Raw genomic sequence first — 26,749 nt, 5'->3', positions numbered from 1 at the left:
AGTCTGCTGCCATTGTAGTTCGTAGCTCGCGCAATCGTGGTGCCGCGGCTGAAGAGCTTTGGCGGGATAAACAAAAAATGTCTGTGATTGGCAGGCCAGGCTAACAGACCTGTGACAGGCTGACGATTTTGTGTTGCAGTTTCTGTTTGAGGTATTCTGTCAGGTTCTGTTGCTCACTTTCGCTCAGGTAAAGGCCCAGCTTGGTCCGGCGCCACAGGATATCCTCATCGGTCTGGGCCATTTCGTGGTGAATCAGGTAATCAATTTCTCGCTGGTACACCCCTCCGGCCTGGGCTGAAAAGCAGTGGCCGAGATCGTCTTCACCGGACGCGCCGCTGAGTAAATCCCAGGTCTGGGTACCAAACTGGCTCACATACCGTGCCAGCAGCATCTCGGGGATCCAGCGGTAGGTGGTGTGGATCTGTCTGGCTAACTGTTCACAGCTGCCACTGAAGTTGCCGCCCGGCAGAGGGTGGTTGGCTGTCCAGTCTTTGCCCATGCCGGGAAGAAACGGAGCCAGTTGCTTCATCGCAGCTTCGCCCAGTTTGCGGTAGGTGGTCAGTTTGCCGCCAAATACGGACAACAGCGGGGCCTGAGAGTTTTGTGCATCCAGCTCCAGCGTGTAGTCGCGGGTGATCGCTTGGGGTGAGTCTGACTCATCATCACACAGAGGCCGGACTCCACTGTAGGTCCACACCACATCTTCGCGGTTCAGTTGACGGACAAAGTGCTGGTTGACGATATCGATAAGGTAATCGATCTCGTCATCGGAAATAGCCACTTGCCGTGGATCCTCCCGGTATTCGACATCGGTGGTGCCGATGAGCGAGAACTTATCCAGATACGGGATCACGAAGACAATGCGTTTGTCCTTGTTTTGCAGAATGTACGCGTGTGGCTCGGTATGGATACGGTCGACCACAATGTGCGAGCCTTTGATTAAACGAATGTTTCTTGGTGAAGTCTGCTCCAGTCCTTGGTCAAAGAACTGTTTGACCCATGGTCCGGCGGCATTGACCAGCGCTTTTGCTTTGCGCTCGAAACGTTGATTGGTGGTGACATCATGGAGGGTGACGTGCCAGTGCTCACCGTCACGACGGGCGTGCTCTACCCGGCAGTAGTTGCGCACTTCCGCGCCGTGCTCTTTTGCTGCCAGTATATTGAGCAGCACCAAACGGGCATCATCGATCCAGCAATCGGAGTATTCAAAGCCGATTTTCATTTCTGGTTTCAGCTGGCCAGACAGAGTCAGATTGACGGTTGTGCTGGCCGGCAAGGTGGTGCGTTTAGCCAGATGATCGTAGAGGAACAAACCGCAGCGGATCATCCACGCCGGGCGCAGGAACGGGCGATGAGGCAAACGAAAGCGCATCGCCCTGGCAATATGAGGGGCTTTGCGCAGTAGCACTTCTCGTTCGGCGAGCGCTTCCGAAACCAGACGAAACTCATAATGCTCAAGGTAACGTAATCCGCCATGTATCAGTTTCGAGCTGGCGGATGAGGTGGCGGAGGCAAAATCACCGGCTTCATACAACCCCACGGTTAATCCACGCCCTGCAGCATCGGCAGCGATGCCTGCGCCGTTAATGCCGCCCCCAATGATGATCACGTCTAAGGCTCTGGATGAGTCGGTAGTCGCCGTGTTGTGATGAATACTCATAAATCTGACCTCTTGATGAGCGAATGGGGGCTGGGTGCATATAGAAATTCTAGCGTGAGTTTCGGTTATAAGCCCATTTGCTCAGGTTAGTCATCGTCATCATGCAGTTCAGACCATGCATGGGTACATTTCACCGCGCGCTTCCAGCCCTTGTAACGACGGTTGCGTTTCTCCTCGTCATCATGGGGAACGAAGGTGCGATCCAGTACCGCTTTGTCCTGCAGTTCGTCAATGCTGTCCCAGTATCCGACCGCTAAACCCGCCAGGTAGGCCGCTCCGAGTGAGGTGACTTCCGTTATTTTCGGCCGGTGAACTTCGGTGTTCAGCACATCAGACTGGAACTGCATCAGGAAGTTGTTAGCTACCGCGCCGCCGTCTACCCGCAGGTTGGCCAGCTTGATCCCCGAATCAGCCTGCATCGCATCCAGTACGTCGCGGGTCTGGTAGGCAATACTTTCCAACGTCGCCCGGATAATATGGTTGGCATTTATGCCACGTGTCAGGCCGACAATGGTACCGCGGGCGTAAGCATCCCAGTATGGTGCGCCAAGGCCGGTAAAGGCAGGTACAATGTAAACACCGTTCGAGGAATCGACTTTGGTGGCGAAATATTCAGAATCTTCTGCGCCAGGCAGGATCTTCAGTTCGTCACGCAGCCATTGGATCGAAGCGCCGCCCATAAACACTGCGCCTTCCAGAGCGTAAGCTGGCTCACCTTTCGGGCCGCAGGCGAGGGTAGTCAGTAAACCATTTTGTGAGGTGACTTTTTCTTGGCCGGTGTTCATCAGCAAGAAGCAACCGGTGCCATAGGTGTTTTTCGCCTGGCCGGCTTCGACACACATCTGGCCAAAAAGGGCCGCTTGTTGATCCCCGGCAATGCCGGCGATCGGAATACGGGTGCCGCCTTTACCGCCGAGGTTGGTCTGGCCGTAGATTTCCGATGAGCGTTTCACCTCTGGCATCATTGAGGCCGGAATGCCTAGTTCACTCAGCATCTTCTTATCCCAACACAGTTCATTGATATTAAACAGCATGGTGCGCGATGCGTTGGTGTAGTCGGTGACGTGCACCCGGCCCTCGGTCATCTTCCACACCAGCCAGGTGTCGACGGTGCCAAACAACAGCTTACCGGCTTCTGCCCGTTCCCGCGCGCCATCGACGTTATCCAGAATCCATTTGATTTTGCTGCCGGAGAAATAAGGGTCAAGCACCAGGCCGGTGTTTTCGCGGACATACTCGGTTAAGCCGCGACGCTTTAGCTCTTCGCAGATCTCTGCCGTTCGGCGACATTGCCAGACAATGGCGTTGTAAACCGGCTTGCCGGTTTCTTTGTCCCACACAATGGTGGTTTCACGTTGGTTGGTGATGCCGATGGCGGCTAACTGGTCGCTGCGGATACCGGATTTAGCCAGTACTTCAACCAACGTCGAGCTTTGGCTTGCCCAGATCTCCATTGGATCGTGTTCCACCCAGCCAGCCTGGGGATAAATCTGGCTGAATTCGCGTTGGGCGACACCGACGATGTTAGCATCGTGATCCAGAATCACAGCACGAGAGCTGGTGGTGCCTTGATCGAGAGCAATGATGTATTTGGAGTTACTTTTCATACTGTTGTCTTTCTTGTTATATCAAATTGTATTTCAATAGTTTAGTTTGCCTAGCCTATTAAAAGGAGCAGTAGGGAACGTAAAAGGAGTGAGATAAGTACCTAATAAAGGTAGTATTTAACCCTGTTGATAGGGAAGTGCTTTTTTTTAGATTCTTGATGCGAAACCAACATGAAAGTCAGACTTGAAGTAGAACAATTACGGATCGGCCACTATGTCTGCCTCCCGTTAAAATGGGGGCAGCACCCCTTCTTACTCAATTCATTTAAAATTAAGAATGATGAGCAGCTGAGAATCATTAAGCATTTAGGGCTGAAGAGCGTAACCATCAATCCCCTCAAGAGTGATGTTCACGATGAGCCTGCTGAGCAGCCAGGTTGCGAGCGGATGCCAGAGCCGAATGTTGAGAGTGATACCGAACTGGTGAGTAAAGAAGTGCTCGCGGAGCTGTGGTCAAAGAAGAAAGACAGCCATAATCAGTTAGCTGCGATCGAAGATCGTATCCACCGTTCTAAGCAGGCGTTCGCTAATACCCTTAACGATGTCCAGGACATCTTTGATCAGGATCAGCTGGCCAAGAATCCCAGCATCAGCAAGTCACTGTCGATTGTCAGTGGTATTTATAAGAACGTAAATAAAGAAGGTAACAGCACTATCCATTTAATGAACGATGCTGCCGGTTATGACAGGCTGCATTGCCACTCTTTAAATGTTTCGTTGTTATCGGTGTTGATAGGTCAGGCTAAAGGGTTTACCCCTAAGCAATGTCAGTTAGTGGCTTTTGCTGCTTTGTATCATGACATTGGTAAAATCAAGCTGCCTTTAAGTCTGTTGTCCAAGCCTGCGCCGCTGGATGAGGATGACCAGCAACGGCTTTGCTCACATCTTGATAAGAGCCTTAAAATTGGTGCCAAGATCCCTAGCTTTCCCGATGCGGCACTAAAGGTGATTGGTCAGCATCATGAACGGAATGATGGCTCAGGCTATCCTAAAGGGCTGGCAGAAGCGCAGATTAATCCGTTATCGCGAGTGCTCATTTTGGCGAATACTTATGACAATCTTTGTAATGGTGCTCATAGCCAGTACAGCCCGCATAAGGCATTAACTTATCTTTACCATGAGTGTCGAGAGCTGTATGACGTTAAAGATATGATGGCGCTGATTAGTGTTGTCGGGGTTTATCCCCCGGGTACGATTGTCGAGCTTTCTGATCGTCAAATCGGCGTGGTGATCTCAACCAACGACGCCTCTCGTTTGAACCCATACGTTTTGGTTTACGACCAACATGTGCCGCGTGATGAGGCCGCGATCATTAATATTTCTGATTTTGATTTGAGTATTGCGAAAGTATTGGATGCGGATGAGTTAACCCTCGACCAATACCACTATCTGAACCCGTCATCGCAGACGACTTACTTTATTGATGTCGAGTGATACTGAGAGAAAAAGCCCTCAGCTCATTGAGCTGAGGGCTTTTTGCTGATGCGGACTACTCAGAGCTTAGTTGTTTTTGTGTAGCTCAGCGTTGAGTTCAACCGCGCTCTTGTTGGCAAGACACTCGATTTGACCCGTGACAGAGTTACGGCGGAACAGCAGGTCAGAAACGCCAGCCAGATCACGCGCTTTCACCATTTCGACTTCTTTGCCTTCTGAGTCCAGCATACGGACTTTCGAGCCGGCAGTGACATACAAGCCAGATTCGATGGTACAACGGTCACCCATAGGGAAGCCAAGACCGGCATTTGCGCCCAACAGCGAGTTTTCACCGATAGATACCACCACTTTACCACCGCCGGACAGGGTACCCATGATAGAGGCGCCACCACCGATGTCTGAGCCGTCACCAACCACAACACCTGCCGAGATGCGGCCTTCCACCATGCTTACGCCAGTGGTACCCGCGTTGAAGTTGATAAAGCCTTCGTGCATAACCGTAGTACCTTCGCCCACGTGTGCACCAAGACGAACCCGAGAGGTATCAGCGATACGTACGCCAGTTGGCACCACGTAGTCCACCATTTTAGGGAACTTGTCGACACAATCGACGCTCAGAGTACGGCCTGCCAGGCGCGCTTCAATTTGACGATCCGCCAGTTCAGGCAGGTCAATTGGGCCTTCGTTGGTCCATGCGATGTTGTGCAGCAGGCCAAAAATACCATCCAGTACCGTGCCGTGTGGCTTAACCAGGCGGTTAGAGATCAGCTGCAGCTTGAGGAAGCCTTCAGCCACCGACTGAGGCTGTTCGTCCGTTGCGAGGATAACCAGTACCAACGGCTGGGCTGATTCGGCTGCTTTGGTTGCAAAGGCCGCATTGGCTGCATCGCCATTGGCTTCAAATGCACCTGCCAGTTGTGCACTTTGTGCGGCAGAGATCTCGATAGCTTGGTTGCCTTGCTCGTAACCGGCTACCGCTGCCAGTGCATTGACGAGTGCTTCGCTTGGATTGAGAACCGGGTTTGGGAAAAACGCTTCGATGATTTTACCGTCGCGGTTTTTAGTTGCCGTACCAAAGGCAAGGGAAAAGAAAGCCATAGTTGATCTCCATGTGTTGAGTCTTGTGTCTCGTCCATTCAATGACAAGAAATCGTTGCGTTATTAGTCATCATAATGACAGTGCTGAGGAGTTTAAAGAGGGGAAAGGGAGAAAGTCTGTAGATGGATACCGTTTGTCTTCTGGCAGATATGTTTGTCTAATGAGAAATATGCATTCAAAATTATTCTTCGAGTCTAACGGCATTAATACCTGACTGGGCGGGGCATGTTTTCGCGCTTTAGCCGGAGTCATGTTCTGGAACGGCCGGAGCGAGCCTTTGGAAACAGCTTGTCATAAATAGTGCGCAGCGCCTCAGTTGGTTCTGATAAGCAGGTTAGCCTGAACCTGAACCACGCTCGTCCTTTACGGTTAAGGTGAGATCTCATTTTCCTGGTTTTCAGGTATAAAAAAACGCCGCAATGGGCGGCGTCATCTTGAAATGAATAAGGCGCTTATGCTGCGTCTTCCTGCTCGTCAGCGTCCACAGCTTCAAGCTTTTTGGCTTTTTTTGGTGCTGGCTTACGTTTCGCGCCCAGTGCGTACAGCACTTCTTCTTTATTCTGTGCCAGAAACATCGCCAGATCTTCCTGTTTGCTTTCATCTTCAAGAAGTTCACTTTTACCCAGCAGTTCGAATAGCTCATCCGCCATATCCAGCATTTTGTCGTATGCGTCCGCTTCCGCTTTAGAGGTAAAAGTCATTTTCTCTTCTCCATTGCGTTCTACCACGTACTTGACGATTACAGCCATGGTTGGTCCTCTACCTTAACATTGAGTGAATTTAATACTGGCTTTTTATACAGTTTTTAGTCAATTAAGTCCAGCCGCACGGCGAGTATTGAGATCCAGCTGCCTATTTGCGGCATTATTTAGCGACGCTGTTCGCATTGCCACTGGTGGCAAAAATCAATAAAGGCTTTTAGCAGTGGGCTCTGGTATTTTTCTTTGTGCACCAGCAACCAGAAGCGGCGCTTCATATCTAGAGGTACATTGAGAACTTTGACTCGCCCGTCACGAATGGCCGGTTGTGCGGAAAGGCGTGACAGGCAACCCAGCCCCAGTCCGGCTGAAACGGAGTTAATCAGTGCTTCGGTGGTATTGAGCTGAAAGGCTTCTTGCCACTGCTCCAGTCGGGGAGCAACCACGCGGAGGAAAAACTCCCGTGAGCCGGAACCAGCTTCGCGTAAAATCCATACACTGGACTCTAACTCGCTCAAAGTAATGGGTAGATTTGGCTGGAGAGGGTAATCCGGGGCACAAATGATGCACATTTCATCTTCACTGAACGGTGTGGATGCCAGTTCCGGATGGAGAGTTTTTCCTTCGATCAGCGCGATATCGAGTTCGTAGTCGATCAGCATGTCACAGATTTGCGACGAGTTGGAAATAAACAGGCTTTGTGACTGATGGAGGGTATGGCGGCGAAAACCGCTCAGCAGATAGGGGGCTACCTGATTGCCAATGGTGTCACTGGCCCCGATACGCAACTGGCCGGAAAGTGACTGTTCATCGCTAAAGAGATGTTCGATATTACTGGCTCGGCTTAATAACTCATCCGCCAGTGGCAGCAGTTTGTGCCCTTCTTGATTGAGGATGAGGCGATTATTGACGCGATCAAACAGGTGGTGGCCGAGCTGCTTTTCCAGTTCCGACAGGGTCATGCTCACCGCGGCCTTGGAGAGAAACAGGCTGTCAGCCGCCGCAGTGAGTGTTTTGTGCTGGGTGATGGTGGTAAAGACTTTGAGTTGTTTCAGAGAAATATGGCTGGCCATGGCTTGATGTTTAGTAATTATGAACGTGAGTTTTAAATAATTAGATATATCAGAACGCAATGCAAGGGTATTATCCGCTGCAGAACAATGAACCTAATTGAGGTTGTTATGATCCAAAGAGCGAGAACAGCGGTAATCGGCTTACCCACCCCAATGGCGGGCCTGGCACTGGGTATTGCGAGCCTGGGCTGGAGCTGGGAAAATTTTGCCCGGTTAGATGGTTATGGACAGGCGTTAGGCGCCTGGCTCGGCGGCGGGTTATTAGTCTTACTGGCGGGCAAATTCTTGTGCCATCAGCGCTTATTGAAACAAGATCTTGCCCACCCGGTGGTCGGTAGTGTGGTGCCGACGTTTGCGATGGCAAGCATGGTGGTATCGAGTTCACTCGGGCATGTTTTCCCTGTTGCCGGCGATGGCGTATGGCTGCTGGCCGTAGCACTGCATGTTGTGTTTTTGCTGAGTTTTCTGTACCACCGGAGCAAAGACTTCGAGCTGCATCACATGGTGCCGAGCTGGTTTGTCCCTCCGGTGGGGATCATTGTCGCGGACGTGTCGTTCTCCGGTAACCCGATACTCGTCCCTGTTGCTCACGCCGCGCTGATGTTTGGTATGACAGCATACGCGATTATGCTGCCGGTGATGATTTATCGTTTAGTTTTTTGCGCTGAGGTTCCGGATGCTGCCAAGCCGACGATAGCGATTATGGCGGCACCAGCCAGCCTGTCATTGGCAGGTTACTTAAGCGTGACAAGCGCACCATCACCAGTGATCATTGCGTTGTTATTTGGTATCGCCGTGTTGATGACCGCTATTATCTACCTTGCGTTCTTCAAATTATTACAATTGCCATTCAGCCCGGGCTATGCGGCATTCACTTTTCCGATGGTGATTGGAGCTACGGCGTTGTTCAAAACGGCAAATTGGATGGAAGTGCAAGGACTTGCGGCGAATTATGTACAACAAGTGCGGACGTTGGCTGGTATTGAGTTAATTGTGGCAACGCTTGTGGTGGCTTATGTCACACTACAGTTCATCAACAACTTGTTGATTCAGCCTCGCCTTATATCGGCGAATCATGCTTAGTTTGACAGCTTAACTAAAGCCTCTTGGTGTATAACCAAGAGGCTTTAGTATTGTCACCGGCTGGTAGATGCTAACCCTTTTTATAAAACCGGGACATTTCATTCAGAGAGTGGCGGATCACATCAACGGGAACGTGATGCTCTTTATCCACTCTCAGCCGGGCATTTAACTGCTGCGAGTGCCCGCCCGGGTTCACGACCAGCATTGTATCCTTACCCACCAATGCGTAGTTGTAATAGCTGCCAGCAATGTACCAATCGCGTGGTGCGCTGCTATCAAACAAGTTGTGGCCAACGCTGTAGGATTTCGCTGTGCCTTGTACATCAAACAACATGTTCATCATAGTTGGCACGACATCAAAGTGCGTTGTGCGGTAGTCAACCTGCTCTGGCTGACGGTCAGGAGCGTAGACATATAACGGTACATGTACTTGCACATCACTGTAATTGCCCGTGTGGCCCCAATAGTTCATTTTGTGGTCATTAAACTCTTCGCCATGGTCAGAAGAGATCACCACAATGGTGTTGTCCAAATCGACGTTTTCCAGTACTTCACCAATCAGGCTATCGATATAGTACAACGAGTTTTTGTAACGGTTGTGGTACAGCGAGGCGTCAAAATCGTTATTGAGCAGAATGTGATCGACTCGTTCCCAATAGGGTTTGAATTTAGCAAACTCAGGCTCAGGGAAGCCGGTGCCGTGGGCAGAATCATAGAACAGGAAGCCAAAATACGGTTTATCGCTCTCTTGCTGCTGGAAATCAATGAACTTGTCGGTGATCAGTTGATCATTCTCGACTGCCGACTTTCCGTTTTGCCTCAGGGTTAAGTCGGTGACTTTTTTGAACACCGTACGTGAAAGCGGCGGACTGGTTAATGGTGCGGAGCCAAAGATCCCCATCCGGTAGCCGGCATTTTGCAGGGTATCCATGAACAGCGGTGAAGTCTGGCTGGCGTAGAAACTTTCCCAGTAGGTGGCCGGCAGGCTGTAGAACAGGCTGAAAATACCCGCCTGGGTGGAATTGCCGCCACTCATGTGTTGGGAAAAGCTTACGGTTTTTTGCGCGAAATTGCTGACATTTGGCATGATCTCCGGTGTTGCATCACTGTAGCGCCAGGCATCCACCAGAATAAACAGTACGTTTGGTTGTTGGGCTTTGCTCTTCACTTCTACTGAGTTGAGCGGGTAGTTAAGTGTACTGTGTCTAACGTTGGTCAGTTCGACACGGTTCTTCGAGGCAATACTTTCATAAACCAGATTGTGTTTATAAATGAACTTACGCGCGGTAAGCGGATAGTACAGTGGCCAGTTGTTGCTGAACTGGCTGACTTCATCGTCGTAAAGCGCGTTTTTGTAGGCATGGATAATTTGTGTACTCAGTAACACCGCGAACCACACGCCCACCAGGACAAATTTAGTGCGGCTTGGTGTCAGTTTTTCGCTCAGCCAAACCGTGAAAGCCAACCCGATAGCAAGCAATGCGATTTCACTGATAAAAATTAGCCAGGTCATCCAGGAGATGGCAAATACGTCTGAGCCACCTTCAAAAAACATCCGAATCAACAACGCATTGATGTGCAGTTTATACTGCTGAAACACCAGGATATCGATTTTGAGCAGGATTAACAGGCCGATCGCAATGGCAATCACCACTGCTTTGAAGATGCGGGTCGGCAAAAAAGTGAGTAACAAACTCAATAGCATAAATGGCAGAGCAATTAAGCCAAGCCAGCCATATTGCGTCGACAGCAAATAGTATTCTTGCAAAAGCGTCAGCGGTTCATTCTGGCTGTTAGATAGCAAAAATGGGTAACAAGCGATGGACAGATAAACTGCAAAGCAAGCAAAAAAAGCAATGAGCCAAGCGTTGTTGGCAGACAATTTGCGAAACATACTTTTTGGTTATTTATTATTGATGGGGAGAATGATTATAAAACAGTGTTTTTTATTTTGGAATAGTTGCGAGATAAATCACACTTCGTTTTTTTGTTGTACGCTTTGGTTGACAACGATTATCCTTGACCAATTACGCATAACTTGATGCTTTATTAGCCTTTTGTTTATTCAGCCGACCAGATCTCTGCGGGAAGGGATAAGCCTGTGCTAAGCTAGCCTGCATTGTCTGTCCGTGTACGGTGTCCCATTTTGTTTACTGTTTACCACTCCAACCAAGTGGATGTGCTCAAGTCGTTGCTGGTTGAGTTGATCCGCCTTAATCCGCTGGAAAACCCGTTTGAGCAAGAACATATCCTGGTGCAAAGCCCGGGGATGTCGCAATGGCTGAAAATGGAACTGGCGAAAGAATTTGGTGTTGCCGCGAACCTGGAGTTCCCTCTGCCCGCGACGTTTATCTGGGATATGTTTACTCAGGTATTGCCCGATGTACCAAAACGTAGCGCGTTCAACAAAGAGGCGATGACCTGGAAGTTGATGCACCTGCTGCCGGGCTTACTCAATCAAGACGCTTTTGCGCCGTTGGCTCGCTACCTTCAAGACGACAGTGACAACGCTAAGTTGTATCAATTGGCTGAGAAAATCGCCGATATTTTTGATGGCTACTTGGTATATCGCCCGGAATGGATTGCCAGCTGGGAAGCCGGGCAAAGTGTTCCTGAGCTGGAAGACGAGCACCCGTGGCAGCCGATCCTTTGGCAAGCGCTGTATGATCATACTGTGACACTGGGCCAGTCGCCTTACCACCGCGCCAACTTGTATGAGCACTTTATTGACACGCTAGAGAACTTCAACGGCCGTTTCGACCACCTGCCGCAGCGCTTGTTTGTGTTTGGTATTACCTCGTTGCCTCCACGTTACATGGATGCGCTTAAAGCCATTGGTGAACACATTGATGTGCACTTGATGTTCACTAACCCGTGTCGTTATTACTGGGGCGAAGTGCGTGACCGTAAATTCCTTGCCCGCTTAGCGGCCAAACAGCGTCAACATGTGGTGTGGCAACAAGATCACTCTGAAGTACAGGGTGAGACTGAGCAGCTTAAGGGCTCGCTTGAAGACAATGTGATCGATGAACTGCACACTGATGTGGTCGGCAACAGCTTATTGGCTTCGATGGGTAAGCTGGGGCGCGACAACATGTACTTGCTGTCGCAACTGGAATCCCATGAGATTGAAGCTTTTGTTGATGTTGAGCGCGACAGTCTGCTCCATCAACTGCAAGCGGACATTCTTAATCTGGAAGAGCATCAGGACGACCAGCAAATCGACACCAGCCAACATAAACAAGTGGTAAGCCTCGGTGATAAATCCCTGAGCCTGCATTCGTGCCACAGCCCAATGCGTGAAGTGGAAGTGCTGCACGATCAACTGCTGGCGATGTTTGATGCCGATCCAACCTTGAAACCGCGTGACATCATCGTGATGGTGGCGGACATCAACGCCTACAGCCCGGCAATCCAGGCCGTATTTGGTAATGCTCCGGGGGAGCGATTCATTCCGTATTCGATTTCGGACCGAACCGCCGATCAGGAAAGCCCGATCCTTGCCGCGTTCATGCTGTTGGTAAACCTGCCGAACACGCGTTGTCTGGCGTCGGAATTACTTGAATTGCTGGAAACGCCCGCGATCTTGACGCGTTTTGACCTCAGTGAAGAGGATTTCTTGCAAGCTAAGCAATGGGTTGAAGAAGCGGGTATTCGCTGGGGGTTAGATGCGCATACCGGCAGTGAGTTTGAGTTACCGGAAACCCGCCAGAACACCTGGCAGTTTGGTATTCAACGCATGCTGCTTGGTTATGCGATGCCAGAGTCGGCAGGCTTGTTTGAAGCGCAAGAGGGGTGCTTATCTCCTTACAACGAAGTACAAGGGATGGGGGCAGAGCTCGCTGGCAAGTTAGCCCACTTTATCCAGAAAATTAGCCAATATCGCCGCAAACTGTCACATGAACAGCCTATTGATGCTTGGCGTGAAACCTTAGTTACCATGCTGGATGACTTCTTCTCCGTTGAGTTAGAAGGGGAGATGGCGCTGAAATCCATCCGCGATACGCTGAGCCAGCTGAAAGAACAGCTAGCCGATGCCGCTTTTGAACAAGCTCTTTCACCATCCATCATCCGCCAGTATTTACAAAACAAACTGTCCGGCACACGCGTCAGTCAGCGTTTCCTGGCCGGTCAGGTTAACTTCTGTACCCTGATGCCGATGCGCTCGATCCCATTTCGAACCGTGTGTTTGCTCGGCATGAATGACGGGGTGTACCCACGTTCGATGCCGCCGGAAGGATTTGACTTGATGACCGGCCGCACCAAGCCGGGTGACCGCTCACGTCGAGACGATGACCGTTATCTGTTCCTTGAGGCCATGCTTTCGGCGCAGCAAACGCTGTACATTAGTTATGTCGGACGCTCAATTCAAGACAACACTGAACGCGTGCCGTCGGTACTGGTTTCGGAACTGATGGAATACTGCCACCAGAATTACTGTTTGGCAGGCGATGAAGATCAGCCGGTCGACCAATCTGGCGATAAGCTGCTGCAAGAGCTGATCAATGTGCATGCGATGGTGCCATTTAGCCCGAGTGCATTTCAGGGCTCGCACTCGAGCTACGCCAAAGAGTGGGTTCCGGCAGCGCTGACGCAAAGTAGCCAATCTCAAGGTTATGCGCGTCGCGAGTTTAACCGCGCATTGGATGATTATCTGTTGGGCGCTACATTCCCGCTCGAACTGGATTTGGTCGAGCTACAACGCTTCTGGCGTTTACCGGTGCAGTACTTCTTTAATCGCCGGCTGAAAGTGATGTTTGAACCGCCATTGCCAGTGATGGAAGATGATGAGCCATTCGTGCTGGGTGGATTAGAAAGTTACCAGATGCGTGAAGAGCTGCTTGGGACATTACTTGAGACCGCACTCACCCAGCCAGAAGCAAAAGCGGATGTACTCAAACACTTCATCAGTAAGCAGCGTGCACAGGGCAAATTACCAGTAGGCGCGTTTGGTGATATTGAATTTGAAACCAACCGGGTTCAGGCGGAAGAGCTGGTGGACAAACTGGCGTTCCTGTCTGGTGCGCCACAAGATGATTTAGAAATTGATCTGACCTTCGATACTCTTTTTGAGCAAAGAAAGGGGGAAGACAAAAATGTCCGCCTGACGGGTTGGCTTACCCAATGTTACCAATCCGGTTTAATTCGTTACCGTAGCGGTAAGATCCGCGCGCAAGATCACCTTGCCGCGTGGGTTGACCACCTTGCGATGTCGGCTTCTGGTCACGCGAAGAAAACCCACATGATTGGTTATGATCGCAAAGAAGGCGTGGTACATCTTATCTACCCGGAAATGGCAGATGCGCAACAAGCCAAGCAGCTTCTGGCTGAACTGGTGCGTTTGTTCTTTGCAGGTATGACCAAGCCACTGCCGTACTTGCCAAGAACCGCCTTAGCGTGTGTTGAAGCTGGCTTTAGCCGTGGCAACTGGGCGGACGATGAAGAGAAATCACTGAAGAAAATGGCCGATGCTTTCAATGATGGTTTCATGAGTCCGGGTGAAGGCAATAATGCGTACATTTCGCGTATCTGGCCTGCCTGGAATGATGAACTGGCAGCAGAAGTTCGCACGTTAACGGCTTTGGTTTTGCAAGGTGCAAGATTAGCGGCAAAAGATGCCAATGATGATAAATAGGGTTGGGAGAGTAGGGTGGCCGCCAGAAAATCATTATTTTTTGTAGGGCGTTCGCTGTACGGCCACAAGGTCAGAGGGACCATGATTCGTTTGAGTGTTGCCGCCTGAAAGGCTTGGCTTATCTCGTGAGGCGCATACTAGCGGTACTCCAAAATGATAACCGTGAGTGAGATCCCACAAAGGTCTAAATAGTCCGACCTATTAGACATATAAATAGAATTTTTAACGATAGATCACAGTTCGATCAGTCGAAAATCCGGAGAGATTCAGCGTTATGGCGCAAATGTCAGTTCCAACTCCACTGCAAACCATGACTTTTCCATTGCATGGGGCGAGGTTAATTGAAGCATCGGCAGGTACGGGTAAGACCTTTACCATCGCGGGTTTGTACCTGCGGCTCCTTTTGGGTCATGGCAATGCCGAAACCAAACACCGCGTTCCATTAACCGTGGATCAAATTTTGGTGGTGACCTTTACTGAAGCGGCAACCGCGGAGCTACGCGATCGTATTCGCGCACGTATTCATGATGCGCGAATCGCCTTTGCTCGCGGTCAAAGCTCGGATTCGGTGATTCAGCCGCTGCTGGAAGAAACCGACGACCATAAGCAAGCGGCGCAGATCCTGCTGCAAGCTGAACGCCAGATGGATGAAGCGGCGGTGTACACCATTCACGGCTTCTGCCAGCGCATGCTGACACAAAACGCCTTTGAATCCGGTAGCCGCTTCAACAATGAATTTGTCACTGACGAAAGCCACTTGAAAACGCAGGTCGTAGCGGACTACTGGCGGCGTAATTTCTACCCATTGCCATTGGCATTGGCCGGGGAAGTGCGCCAACTTTGGGGTTCTCCATCAGAGCTGCTTTATGACATCAGCAATTACCTGACGGGAGTGCCGCTCAGTTTATCGGTCCCGGCCATGCAGGGCAGCCTGGCGGATTTGCATGAGCAAAATTTGAAGCAAATTGATGCGCTGAAAGCACAGTGGCGTGCAAGCCAGGATTATTTCCTCGCGTTAATTTCAGACTCGGATGTCAACAAACGCAGCTATAGCAAAAAATCTCTGCCAACCTGGCTGGAAGCCGTCAATGCTTGGGCCGCAACGGAAACCGCGGGTTACGACTATCCGGATAAGCTGGACAAGTTTGCGCAGAATGTACTGATTGAGAAAACGCCGAAAGGCACACCACCTCAGCATCCGGTATTTGCAGCGATTGAAGCGTTTCTCGCTAACCCAATCAGCCTAAAAGCGCCACTACTCGCACATGCGATTGAGCATTGTCGCGCGATGCTGGCAAAAGCCAAAAACCAGAAGCAGTGGCTATCGTTTGATGACTTGCTGACTCAGCTTTCCGCCTCGATTGATAGCGATGAAACCGCATTGCTGACAGAGCGGATCCGCACCCTTTATCCCGTGGCGATGATCGATGAATTCCAAGACACGGATCCGCTGCAGTACAGCATTTTCGGCCGTATTTACTTGGATAGCCCGGAATGCGGCCTGTTTATGATCGGTGACCCGAAGCAGGCAATTTACGGCTTCCGTGGCGCAGACATTTTCACCTACATCAAGGCGCGTAACCAAGTTAGTGCTCACTACACGTTAGGCACCAACTGGCGTTCGAGTGCGGATATGGTGCGGGCGGTAAACCAGATTTTTGAGTTGCCGGACAGTCCGTTTATTTACGACTCGGATATTCCATTTTTGCCGGTCAACTCCAGCCCAGGCGCGGACCAACGCATTTGGACCATGGGTGGTCAAAAGCAACCTGCTCTGACTTATTGGCTGCAAGAAGCCGAAGACAAACCAGTGCCAAAAGGCGAATACTTAACGGCAATGGCGGAGGCGACCGCGAGCCAAATCCAAACCATTTTGACCGCTGCCCGGCAAGGACAAGCGTGCTTGGTGAATGGCGAGCAGCAAAAGCCGGTCAAAGCGGGTGATATTGCGGTATTGGTGCGAACCGGTAGTGAAGGCCGGCTGGTCAAACAGGCGTTGGCAGACCAGGGCATTGCCAGTGTTTACCTTTCTAACCGTGACAGCGTGTTTACCAGTTCGGTCGCACAAGACTTGCAGCGTTTGTTGCAAGCGGTACTGACGCCAGAAAATGACCGAGCATTGCGCGCCAGTTTGGCATCTGAGCTTTTTGCTCTGGATGCGGCCAGTTTAGATGCGCTCAATAACGATGAAACCGTGTGGGAAAATGCGGTGAATGAGTTTAAAGAGTACCGCAAACTTTGGCTGCAACGTGGCGTACTACCAATGTTGCGCGCGGTGATCAGCAAACGTCATATTGCCGAGCGTTTGCTGGAAGAAGGTGCTAACTCGCAACGCGAAAACGGTGAGCGAGTCCTTACCGATCTGATGCACATTGGTGAACTGCTCCAGCAAGCGAGTAACGAGCTGGACAGTGACCATGGCTTGCTGCGCTGGTTGGCGCAAGCCATCAGCGATGCCGAACATGGCTTGGGCGGTAGCGATGACCAAATTCAGCGCCTGGAATCCGAACGTAACTTGGTGCAAATTGTCACGATCCACAAATCAAAAGGTCTGGAATATGACTTGGTCTTGCTGCCGTTTGTGTTTGGTTACCGTGAAGCCTGCGAAGCCAAATATTACGATGCCGATAATGACCGCACAGTACTGGATATTACCGGCAACGACGCGTCTCTGAAACAGGCAGACAAAGAGCGCCTGGCTGAAGATTTGCGTCTTATCTATGTCGCGTTAACCCGTGCGGTCTATGGCTGTTTTATCGGTGCTGCACCGCTACGCAACGGACGTTCAGGTAAAGAGCCGACCGGTGTTCACCGCAGCGCGATTGGCTATTTGGTACAAAACGGTGAGGAAGGTGGTATTAACGACCTGGTGCGTGGTTTAAAGCAGCAACAAGATAAGCTGGAGAGCGTGGTGGTTTGCGCTCCGCCGAAACAACACGAAGAGATGTATGTTACCGATCAAGCGCAACTGGAACAACTCACTGCCAGAGAGCTACAAAATCCGATTGATAGAAACTGGCGTATCACCAGTTACTCGGGTTTGGTCAAGCAAGGCGCTCACCACGGCGAACATGATGCAACGATTGAAATTACCGGCTTTGATATTGACTCTTCAGCAGAGCAGGATGAAGCCGAGCTGGTGGCACCCGAGCGTTCTATTTTTAATTTCCCGCGTGGTGCGCGTCCGGGTACTTTCCTGCATAGTCTGTTTGAAGAAATCGAGTTTACTCAGCCAGCGACGACACAAGAGAACACCCAAATCATCCTCGGCCTGATGGAAAGCGAGCAACTGGATGCTGAATGGCTGCCAATCCTTCAGCAACTGATTGATACCGTGCTGGCGACGCCATTAGATGGCAAAGCGTTGCTGCTCAAGCAAAAAGGTTCAGCACAGCGTTTGGTGGAGATGGAATTCTTACTGCCGATTGAAGTGCTGTCAGCGCCTGGATTAAACCGGGTGATTCAGCGTCACGATCCGCTATCTGCAAGAGCCGGGGATTTAGGTTTTCAAACTGTGCAAGGCATGTTGAAAGGCTTTATCGACTTGGTGTTTGAACACCAAGGTAAGTACTACGTGCTCGACTGGAAATCGAACCATTTGGGTGATGAGGTATGCCACTATCACGGTGATGCCCTTAAGGCGGCGATGGCCGATCACCGTTATGATTTGCAGTATCAAATTTATGCCCTGGCACTGCATCGTTTCTTGCGCAGCCGGTTGCCTGATTATCAGTACGAGCGTCACTTTGGCGGCGTTTATTACCTGTTCCTGCGTGGTATGGACGGGCAAAGTGATCACGGCATTTTTGCCGCCAAACCAAGCGCAGAGTTTCTACAAGAAATGGATCATTTGATCGATGGCCAAGTACTCGACACGCGATCCAGTGAATCGGGTCAGATGGAGTTAATTTGATGAAAACTGATGATCTTCTGTCTGCACAAGGCAGTTTACTTGCAGCTCTAGAGCTTTTGGCTCACAAGGGCGTGATTCGTCAACTGGATTACCAGTTTGCCCGTTTTATTTACTCTCAATGCGAGCAGGAGGTGAATCGCCAACCACTCGCTTTTATCGCAGGTGTAGTAAGTAGCGAGCTGGGTAAAGGGCATATCTGTCTGCCGCTTTTCGACGAGCAAGGGCAACCTGCCGAGCTTGCCGGCAAGCTGGGTTTGTTTGGTGAATCGGCACTGGCGCTGAACTCTCAGCTTCAAGTTATCGACTGGGTTGAAGTACTACAAAGTTCATCACTTGTTGGTACACAAGGTGAAGCGCTACCGATGATGTTTGATGGCGAGCGCCTGTACTTACATCGCTACTGGCATTACGAAGTTACGCTGGCTGAAAAGCTCAACCAGCTGAGTGCTGCCGTAAACCTGCAAGCGCAAGAGTTTGAACGTTTGTCTGAGCTGTTGCATCACCTGTTCGCTCGTCAGTACCACTTCTTGTTCAACGCCTTAGCTAAGGCGAATGAGGCGGGCAGCAGTAACCAAGTGCTGCGCCAGCAACTGGTGTGTGACCACTTAGATATTGTGACGGTTGATTGCCTGGATTGGGCTGCGATTGACGCGACTGTCAGTCGGGCAAAACAAGTTCAAGATTTACAAGTGTTGGATGAGCTAGTGCCGCTTTCGGCCTGCGTGAACTGGCAAAAAGTCGCGGCATCGGTCGCCTTGACGCGTCGCTTCGCGGTGATTTCTGGCGGCCCGGGTACGGGTAAAACCACCACGGTCACCAAACTGCTTGCGGCCTTGATTGCGCAAGCTGGACGAGAGCGAAACTTAACCATTAAGCTGGTGGCTCCAACCGGTAAGGCGGCGGCGCGATTGACTGAGTCGATAGGTAAAGCAGTGCAGGAACTGCCGGTTGCTCCGGAGCTAAAAGCTCAAATTCCCACCGAATCGAGTACCCTACACCGCTTGTTGGGAGCGATCCCCGCCAGTTCGGAGTTTCGCCATCACCGGCACAACCCGCTGCATCTGGATATTCTGGTCATCGATGAGGCCTCTATGGTCGATTTGCCGATGATGTACAAAGTGGTCGATGCGCTGCCCAAGCATGCACGAGTGATCCTATTGGGTGACAAAGACCAGTTAGCCTCAGTGGAAGCCGGTGCAGTGCTGGGGGATATCTGTTCTTTTAATGCTTATGGTTACGGCAAAGAGCAGGCGTCGGCAGTGGCTCATCTAACCGGTTTCGATACTTTAGCGCACAGTGCCAATAGTACCGCTATGATTGCAGATAGCTTGTGTATGCTGCAAAAGAGTTACCGCTTTGACGCACGCTCCGGGATTGGTCAGCTGGCCAAAGCGGTCAATGCAGGCTCCGCTGCCAGAGTGGATAGCGTTTGGAACCGTGATTTTTCTGATATTGAACACTTTGGGTTAAACAGCCAGAACTACAACCAAATGGTGCAGACACTGGTGCAGGAGTATGGTCATTACTTGAAGCGTATTGGGCAGCAAAATATCGACCCTAAAACCGGAGAGCCGGAAACGCTGACCCACAAAGCTAAAGCGGTATTAGATACCTTCAATCAATGCCGCTTGTTGTGTGCGATTCGTGAAGGTGACTTCGGGGTTAGCGGGCTTAACCAGCGCATCGAAAAAGCACTCGCAGCCCGTAAACTGATCCAAACCCAGGACGAGCTTTGGTATCACGGCAGGCCGGTAATGGTCACCCGTAACGACCATGGTTTGGGGCTGTATAATGGTGATATCGGCATCTGTATGCGTGATGACAGTGAAAGTGAACCGCGCCTGAAGGTGTTCTTTGAACTGCCGGATGGCAGCGTGAAGTCGGTACTGCCAAGCCGGGTGCCGGAGCACGAAACCGCGTACGCGATGACCATTCATAAATCACAGGGCAGTGAATTTGATTACACCCTAATGATCCTGCCACCAGATTTTAGCCCGATTCTGACCCGGGAGTTGATTTACACCGGTATCACCCGCGCCAAAAAACGCCTGGCGATGTATGTGGACATGAATGTACTCAAGCGTGGGATTAAAGCCCGAACCATCCGGGCCAGTGGCCTGATTGAACGCTTGCGTGGATAAACAAACAAGACCGGGCATGATGGCCCGGTCTTTGGTTTTAGCTCGCTTTACGGCTTTGGGTAAAAGCCGTAGTGAAGGAAATGCTGCGGATCTTATGCCGTTGCTGGTATCCCAGGATAATGTCTTTAATGGTATCGTTGATTGGGAACACACAGTGCACATCAAGTCCTTCCAGAAACTGGTTGTCAGCCATGTCCCAAAAGCTTTGCAGCGAATTACAAATAATGGTTTTCATAACAGTGCTTTCTCGGCTTTTACTAAAAGTCAGATTAACAGCTGTCCCTGGTACACAGATACTTGATTGGTGTGACACCTTGGTAATCAAGTCTTTTAGGGTGTGAAAGTCGCTGCTTGCACACCTAGATCCATTGCTATTGGTGGTTAAATAATCACCAGCGCACAAAGTATAGCCAACTAAGTGAGTATTGAAAAGAGAGAAATGAGACATTCGTCAATGTAATGCATTGCATATTGTGAATGAGTGACCCCGATTGAGGTCAACCAGCTCGTTCACATTGAATGTCTGTTAGAGATCCAGAGCCAGAATTTTTGATTTTCGCTGGTAGTTATACAGTCCTTGTTTCGCTCCCGGCAGATCATCGACACTGACCTCATAGAAACCCTGCTCGCGGAACCAGTGCAAGCTGTGGGTGGTAAGTACAAATATTTGTTCGATACTTTCCGACTTAGAGCGGTGCTTCATGTAGTTAAGCAGCAGCAAGCCGCGATTGCCATCGCGATAGTCCGGGTGTATCGCTACACAAGCCATTTCTGCCTTGCGCTCTTCAATGTATGGATACAACGCTGCACAGCCGATGATCAGGCCGTCTTTCTCGATGATGGTGAACTGGCCAATTTCCTGTTCAAGCTGTTCACGCGAGCGTCTGACCAGCACGCCCTGTTCTTCTAATGGGCGGATCAAAGCCAGTATGCCACCGATATCATCAATGTTCGCCTGGCGAACCTGTTCGGCACTGGCCATCACCACCTGGGTGCCAATGCCGTCGAGGGAAAACAGTTCCTGGATTAAGGCACCATCCACTTTGTAACTGATGAGGTGGCTGCGTGGAACACCTGCACGACAAGCGGTGACCGCACCTTTAAGAAACCGTAGGGTACCAGTGTGGCTGTCCTGATCGGTCAGGCTGCGTTGGGTCAGCGTCGTGATCACGTGTTCAGCCTCGACCGGTAATAGTTCAGCGACCGCATTACCGTTGTTATCGATCACCCCCTGTTCGGAGCAAAAACCGATCAATTTGTCGGCCTGTAGCCGGATCGCGACCTGGGTGGCGACTTCCTCGGATAATAAGTTGAAGCATTCCCCGGTGACGGAGCTGGCAATCGGGCCTAATAGTACAATCGAGCCCTGATCTAAGGTACGGTGGATGGCCTGGGTATCAATTCGGCGAATCCGGCCACTGTGGCAGTAGTCAACGCCGTCATCAACGCCTAACGGTTGGGCGATCACGAAGTTACCACTGACTACGTTAAGTTCGGTTCCGGCCATCGGTGTATTATTGAGGCTCATCGACAGCCGGGCGGTGATCGCCAGTTGCAACTGGCCGGCGGCCTGCATAACCACAGAAAGTGAAGATTCATCGGTGACCCGGATGTTTTTGTGATAAGGCGTTTCCTGCTGATGTTGGGCCAGGAGTTGATTGATTTGCGGCCGTGCACCATAAACCAGTACCACCTTGATGCCGAGGCTGTGCATCAGGGCAATATCATTAATAATGTTACCCAAATTTTTGTCGGCTACCGCTTCACCACCCAGCATAATGACCATGATCTTGCCCCGGTGAGCATTCACGTAAGGTGTAGATTGGCGGAATCCTTTGACAAGCGCTGTACTACGAATCTTCACTGTAGCGATCTCTTTGTGTTTATTTATGCTGTTATTTTGCCTTTTTATTCATTTTCTGGCAAGATTTTTTTTGGAATGAAGGACAAACATCAAGTGTATGTGCTTTCATTCTTTTTTGATAAATGTGTAGAATAATTCTGTCTTTTTAAGCCTGTGAATCTTATGTCTTCAGTTGTAAATAAGAGTACTGCGACGGCTCAAAATGAGTCAGATTTCCCGCTGAAATCACCGGTGCGTAAGTGGACTGAACGTGTCTTAATGTTTATTGCGATGGTCGGAACCGTTATTGCGGTGATGTTGTATGGTGATTTGATTACCCGTTTTATAAACCCACCGTTGGCCAAATCCATCATCTATGGCAGATGGGTTGAGCAGGATGTTGCTCCCTACGCGAGAGAAGAATTTACCCTGAGTGAGCAAGGCGTATCGGTGCGGGGATCGATTGTGGCGACCGACTTCAAGTTCGATGGTAGCCGCTTTGCCTACAAAGCCGGTTCACACTGGCGTGAGTTCCAGTTTGTCGGCCAGGATTATGTCGAGATGAAACTTGATGCCAGCGCCCATTACCTGCCGGTATTTCGTTTAGAAGGTAAAAATACATTGTCATTACGCTAGTCCTCAGGGCTAGCGCTGCCACTGCACTACATAAGGCTCAAAGCGAAATTTCTTCTTAAAGCGACGCAGATTTGGGCTGGCGCCAAAGAATTTATCGTAGACGTAGTATTTTACCTCCGGGTAATGCTGATACTTGTAGTGTGCGATTTGCGCGATTAGCAGGGGGACCACGCCGTCCGACTTGTAGCCGTCATGGCCAAAAACGGTCGCGAGCAGCAGCATATCCCCGGCGACCAGGCACCCGGCATAGGCCACCAGTTTGTCATCTTTAAACACGCCAAAATATGGATAATCATGCACTAAATCAGCAGAGGCCGGATTGTCAACGGGCTTCGGCATCTCACTGAGCAACTCATCAGGCATCTGGCCTTGCCGCACTGGCGCTGAGCGGTGTATCTCACCGATCGCGCCTAAGTGTTGATTGTAATCGATGCGCCTAAACTGGTAACCAAGGCGTTCGGCTTTACGGATATTGCGCCGGGCTGAGCTCTCCAGAGCTTTCAGATAATGGCCAAAATCAGCGGGTAAGCGCATAACAGCCACGCCATATTGCAACTGGCGGATCAGCGGGAACTTAGGATGGCGGCGTGTGGCTGACTGGTAAAAGTCACTCACCACCTGAGAGAAAAAAGGGTGGTTGTGATTTGAGCGGCTATGGTGAAGAGAGATGGTCAGCTTAGGTAAAGACAGTGCTATTTTGACGTCAGTGACGAGTTGTTTGATTTCCATATCGGGTCCTAGCTTTTAAACTCTGCATGAGGTCGGCCAAATTCAAGCTTTTCTATCGATCGCAGCATGGCGAAGTTGGTGGCTTGAGTGTCAATATAAAACGTATCTCGGCCACAGTTGAGCATATGGTTCATTGCCAGGCGGATCCCTTCGGTGGCCAGCCCCTGTCCCCGTCGCTTGGGGTGAGTCCAGATTGAGCCAATCACCACATCGCCGTATGCGACGGAGTAGTAATGGCAAAAGCCGATCGAGAGATAACCGTAGGCAATCAGGGTGTCGCGATCGGAAAGGAAATAGAACACCCGGTTGCGGGTGAAGCTTTTCAGTAATATTTTGAGGTACTCCACCATGCCCAAGGCGCGAAGTAACGGGCGCGCATGCCTAAGTGCACCTGCTGGGGTGTCGATCCGCCGAAACTGAATCGCCGGATTAACGGAATAGGGGGTATGCCTCTGCTGTTTAAAAACGTAATTTATCATTAGAGACCTGCCTAACTGCGTGTTTTTTATCTACTTAGGCTAAGTTTAGACAAAGTCCGGACAATTGAAGGCGTTTCATCCTGATATCATCGATTTTTCATCTTGTGCCGGCAGGTCGATGTCGTGAAGGGGATGGGAAGGACGTTCGCCTGATTCTTTCGCACAGAGATACAATTTCACTGTGTTTTTTCATTGCTTCACTGCCGTTTGTTTGCCATCCTTTTGCAATCTTTGATTACGGGTCAGTTACGTGTTTAGAAAAATCCTCCCTTTTGTTTCCGTCAGTTTGTTGATTGGCTGTGCTCAACCAACCGATCGTGCTCAGCAGTACCTTGATGGTGAGTTTGCCCGCACCTTAAATCAGGTTGAGTTGGTGCAGTCAGACAAACCACGCGACTTTACCAAATTTAACCATCAAGCCGAGCAGGTGCTGAGCAACTCCCCTTCGATGGCAAAGACCTATCAGCCACTGTATGAAAAGCTCAACGAGTGGGTGATGCAAAGCGGCGATACTACGGAGCTGAACGCGTACGGCATTCAGGCCGCACAACTTGGTGGTGGCGATGGCCAGGGAAATGTATTGTTTACCGGTTATTTTTCACCGGTGATGGAACTGCGTCATCAGCCTAACGAAAGGTTTAAATACCCGGTGTACGCCAAGCCGGATTGTGATGCAGACTGTCCGACCCGCGCTGAAATCTATGCGGGGGCACTAAATGGGCAGGGTCTGGAGTTGGGTTATGCGGCCAGTCGGATTGATCCATTCATGATGGAAGTACAGGGTAGCGGCTTTGTCCATTTTGAAGATGACGATACGCTGGAGTACTTTGCGTATGCCGGTAAGAACAATAAAGCCTACGTCAGCATTGGCAAGGTGTTGATTGAGCGGGGGGAAGTAGCGCGGGAAAAAATGTCACTCAAAGCGATCAAAGAGTGGGTGATGGCGAACGAGGAAGGCACCGTGCGTGAGCTGCTGGAGCAGAACCCATCGTATGTGTTCTTTGAGCCGCGGGCATCGGCACCGGTTACCGGCTCAGCCGGGATCCCGCTGCAGGCGATGGCCTCGGTTGCCGGGGATCGGACAATTTTGCCGATGGGAACCCCCATTCTGGCCGAAGTACCGCTGCTTAATGCCGACGGTGGCTGGAGTGGTGCACATCAACTGCGCCTGCTGATCGTATTGGATACTGGCGGGGCGGTGAAACAAAACCATCTTGACCTTTACCACGGCATGGGCCCGAGGGCCGGCACCGAAGCCGGACACTATAAGCACTTTGGCCGGGTATGGAAGTTAGGGCTGGAGGATTCGCCGACCCAGGCGCCTTGGGCTTTACCACCGGAAAAGCTACAATAACGCTCTGTTGGGGGGAATCATTCCCCACCATCTAGACATTTCTGCCAAGAGTGCGTATAAATCGCACTCTTTGTTTTTCTATCGAACCTCAGGATTTTTACACTATGCGTGATCTCGATACTCCGGCATCTGACAGCTATAACCAGCGCTTTGGCGGCACTCGTCGTTTATACGGTAACAGTGAGGTGGAAATCCTGCGTGCGGCCCATGTGTGCGTGATCGGGATCGGCGGAGTCGGCTCATGGGCGGTCGAAGCACTGGCGCGTACGGGGATCGGTGAGTTAACCCTGATTGATATGGATGATGTGTGTGTCACCAATATTAACCGTCAGATCCATGCGATGAATGGTTCGGTTGGCCAAAGCAAAATTGAAGTGATGGCAGACCGGGTTAAGCTGATTAACCCGGAGTGCAAAGTTAATCTTATCGACGACTTTATTACCCCGGACAACCAGCATGAGTACCTGAGCAAAGAGTTTGACTATGTACTGGACGCGATTGACAGCGTAAAAGCCAAAGCGGCGCTGCTGGCCTATTGCCGTAGCAATAAAATCAAAGTGATCACTACTGGTGGTGCTGGCGGGCAAGTGGATCCGACCCAAATAAAAGTGGCCGATCTGACCAAAACCATTCAGGACCCTCTGGCGAAGAAGATCAAAGATACTCTGCGCCGTGTGCATAATTTCCCGAAAAATCCGGCGCGTAAATTTGGTATTGAGTGTGTGTTCTCTACCGAGCAGCTAAAATATCCTCAGGCTGATGGTTCGGTATGCGGGGTGAAATCGACCGCAGAAGGGCCAAAACGGATGGACTGTGCCAGTGGTTTTGGCGCAGCAACCGTGGTGACTGCGACGTTTGGTTTTGTCGCGGTAGCGCGCATTGTTGAAAAACTGATTCAAAAATACAAACAATAGAAGAGAACAGCATGACCGAGTTTCCTGTTTCGCCTTTTGGTTCCCAGATCACCAGTGACGATATCGTTGACACCATGGCAAAGTTAAAAGGCTGGGAAGATCGCTATCGCCAGGTCATCCAGTGGGGAAAACAATTGCCGCAGATGCCAGAGGCGCTTAAATCCGAGCAAGTCACGGTGGCCGGGTGCGAAAGTCAGGTGTGGTTAGTAAGCCAACAACAAGCGGGAGTCTGGCATTTCTGCGCCGATTCTGATGCACGGATTGTACGTGGTTTGATCGCACTGGTGATGGCGGCCTATGACGGCAAAACCGCGCAGCAAATCCAGGCGTTTGATGTTGATGCTTATTTTGAGCAGCTTGGCCTGATTGCTCATTTGAGTCCATCACGAGGCAACGGGCTAAAGGCGATTGTGGAGCAGATCAAACGTTCTGTTTGATGCCATGATGGCCA

General features: G+C 50.7%; 19 protein-coding genes. 9 read left to right on the top strand and 10 right to left on the bottom strand.

What is annotated here, in order from left to right:
* Nucleotides 1-100: 100 nt before the first annotated feature.
* A complete protein-coding gene (gene glpD / locus P2G85_RS12035; RefSeq protein ID WP_275864325.1) occupies nucleotides 101-1,660 on the bottom strand; it encodes a glycerol-3-phosphate dehydrogenase in 1,560 nt (519 codons plus the stop codon).
* A gap of 86 nt (nucleotides 1,661-1,746) precedes the next feature.
* Nucleotides 1,747-3,267 (bottom strand): glycerol kinase GlpK, encoded by a 1,521-nt coding sequence (gene glpK, locus P2G85_RS12030; RefSeq protein ID WP_275864324.1) that lies wholly within the window; start codon nucleotides 3,265-3,267, stop codon nucleotides 1,747-1,749.
* Between the two features lie 171 nt (nucleotides 3,268-3,438).
* Between glpK and P2G85_RS12025 the strand changes: the two genes are divergently transcribed.
* Nucleotides 3,439-4,701: an HD domain-containing phosphohydrolase gene (locus P2G85_RS12025; protein ID WP_275864323.1), complete on the top strand. Its 1,263-nt coding sequence runs from the start codon at nucleotides 3,439-3,441 to the stop codon at nucleotides 4,699-4,701.
* 66 nt (nucleotides 4,702-4,767) lie between these two features.
* Here the strand turns inward: P2G85_RS12025 and dapD are convergent, their stop codons facing one another.
* The 3 genes from dapD to P2G85_RS12010 form a co-directional block, all read right to left on the bottom strand.
* Nucleotides 4,768-5,799: a 2,3,4,5-tetrahydropyridine-2,6-dicarboxylate N-succinyltransferase gene (dapD, locus tag P2G85_RS12020; RefSeq protein WP_275864322.1), complete on the bottom strand. Its 1,032-nt coding sequence runs from the start codon at nucleotides 5,797-5,799 to the stop codon at nucleotides 4,768-4,770.
* Between the two features lie 453 nt (nucleotides 5,800-6,252).
* A complete protein-coding gene (locus P2G85_RS12015; protein ID WP_275864321.1) occupies nucleotides 6,253-6,549 on the bottom strand; it encodes a YebG family protein in 297 nt (98 codons plus the stop codon).
* Between the two features lie 119 nt (nucleotides 6,550-6,668).
* The gene (locus tag P2G85_RS12010; protein ID WP_275864320.1) at nucleotides 6,669-7,571 is read right to left on the bottom strand and encodes a LysR substrate-binding domain-containing protein; all 903 of its coding nucleotides are present in this window, start codon (nucleotides 7,569-7,571) and stop codon (nucleotides 6,669-6,671) included.
* A gap of 108 nt (nucleotides 7,572-7,679) precedes the next feature.
* Between P2G85_RS12010 and P2G85_RS12005 the strand changes: the two genes are divergently transcribed.
* Complete coding sequence (locus P2G85_RS12005; protein WP_275864319.1) at nucleotides 7,680-8,654, top strand: TDT family transporter; 975 nt, start codon at nucleotides 7,680-7,682, stop codon at nucleotides 8,652-8,654.
* A gap of 70 nt (nucleotides 8,655-8,724) precedes the next feature.
* Here the strand turns inward: P2G85_RS12005 and P2G85_RS12000 are convergent, their stop codons facing one another.
* A complete protein-coding gene (locus tag P2G85_RS12000) occupies nucleotides 8,725-10,548 on the bottom strand; it encodes a DUF3413 domain-containing protein (protein WP_275864318.1) in 1,824 nt (607 codons plus the stop codon).
* Nucleotides 10,549-10,800: 252 nt separating this feature from the next.
* On the opposite strand from P2G85_RS12000, the gene recC reads away from it, so the two are divergent.
* The 3 genes from recC to recD all read left to right on the top strand — a co-directional run bounded on the left by recC (nucleotide 10,801) and on the right by recD (nucleotide 20,343).
* Nucleotides 10,801-14,289 (top strand): exodeoxyribonuclease V subunit gamma, encoded by a 3,489-nt coding sequence (gene recC / locus P2G85_RS11995; RefSeq protein ID WP_275864317.1) that lies wholly within the window; start codon nucleotides 10,801-10,803, stop codon nucleotides 14,287-14,289.
* A 274-nt stretch (nucleotides 14,290-14,563) separates the two neighbouring features.
* Complete coding sequence (gene recB / locus P2G85_RS11990; protein ID WP_275864316.1) at nucleotides 14,564-18,202, top strand: exodeoxyribonuclease V subunit beta; 3,639 nt, start codon at nucleotides 14,564-14,566, stop codon at nucleotides 18,200-18,202.
* Nucleotides 18,202-20,343, top strand: coding sequence for an exodeoxyribonuclease V subunit alpha (gene recD, locus P2G85_RS11985; protein WP_275864315.1), 2,142 nt, complete (start codon nucleotides 18,202-18,204; stop codon nucleotides 20,341-20,343). Before recB ends, recD begins: the two co-directional genes overlap by 1 nt.
* Before the next feature lie 37 nt (nucleotides 20,344-20,380).
* On the opposite strand, the gene P2G85_RS11980 is transcribed toward recD, so the two are convergent.
* Complete coding sequence (locus P2G85_RS11980; protein WP_275864314.1) at nucleotides 20,381-20,578, bottom strand: hypothetical protein; 198 nt, start codon at nucleotides 20,576-20,578, stop codon at nucleotides 20,381-20,383.
* A 291-nt stretch (nucleotides 20,579-20,869) separates the two neighbouring features.
* Nucleotides 20,870-22,207 (bottom strand): amino-acid N-acetyltransferase, encoded by a 1,338-nt coding sequence (gene argA / locus P2G85_RS11975; RefSeq protein ID WP_275864313.1) that lies wholly within the window; start codon nucleotides 22,205-22,207, stop codon nucleotides 20,870-20,872.
* Between the two features lie 162 nt (nucleotides 22,208-22,369).
* Here argA and P2G85_RS11970 point away from each other — a divergent pair, with 162 nt between their 5' ends.
* A complete protein-coding gene (locus tag P2G85_RS11970) occupies nucleotides 22,370-22,822 on the top strand; it encodes a DUF2850 domain-containing protein (protein ID WP_275864312.1) in 453 nt (150 codons plus the stop codon).
* Nucleotides 22,823-22,831: 9 nt separating this feature from the next.
* Here P2G85_RS11970 and P2G85_RS11965 read toward each other — a convergent pair whose 3' ends face one another.
* Nucleotides 22,832-23,551, bottom strand: a complete 720-nt coding sequence (locus tag P2G85_RS11965) for a hypothetical protein (protein WP_275864311.1) — start codon at nucleotides 23,549-23,551, stop codon at nucleotides 22,832-22,834.
* A gap of 8 nt (nucleotides 23,552-23,559) precedes the next feature.
* The gene (locus P2G85_RS11960) at nucleotides 23,560-24,030 is read right to left on the bottom strand and encodes a GNAT family N-acetyltransferase (protein WP_275864310.1); all 471 of its coding nucleotides are present in this window, start codon (nucleotides 24,028-24,030) and stop codon (nucleotides 23,560-23,562) included.
* Nucleotides 24,031-24,280: 250 nt separating this feature from the next.
* Here P2G85_RS11960 and mltA point away from each other — a divergent pair, with 250 nt between their 5' ends.
* The 3 genes from mltA (at nucleotide 24,281) to csdE (ending at nucleotide 26,735) form a co-directional block, all read left to right on the top strand.
* The gene (gene mltA / locus P2G85_RS11955) at nucleotides 24,281-25,384 is read left to right on the top strand and encodes a murein transglycosylase A (RefSeq protein WP_275864309.1); all 1,104 of its coding nucleotides are present in this window, start codon (nucleotides 24,281-24,283) and stop codon (nucleotides 25,382-25,384) included.
* A 104-nt stretch (nucleotides 25,385-25,488) separates the two neighbouring features.
* The gene (gene tcdA, locus P2G85_RS11950) at nucleotides 25,489-26,298 is read left to right on the top strand and encodes a tRNA cyclic N6-threonylcarbamoyladenosine(37) synthase TcdA (RefSeq protein ID WP_275864308.1); all 810 of its coding nucleotides are present in this window, start codon (nucleotides 25,489-25,491) and stop codon (nucleotides 26,296-26,298) included.
* Between the two features lie 11 nt (nucleotides 26,299-26,309).
* Nucleotides 26,310-26,735, top strand: a complete 426-nt coding sequence (gene csdE, locus P2G85_RS11945) for a cysteine desulfurase sulfur acceptor subunit CsdE (RefSeq protein WP_275864307.1) — start codon at nucleotides 26,310-26,312, stop codon at nucleotides 26,733-26,735.
* The last annotated feature ends 14 nt before the right edge of the window (nucleotides 26,736-26,749 follow it).

This window comes from Vibrio sp. CAU 1672, from assembly GCF_029223195.1.
Lineage (GTDB): Bacteria > Pseudomonadota > Gammaproteobacteria > Enterobacterales > Vibrionaceae > Vibrio.
This window is presented reverse-complemented; position numbering and strand designations above follow the sequence as displayed.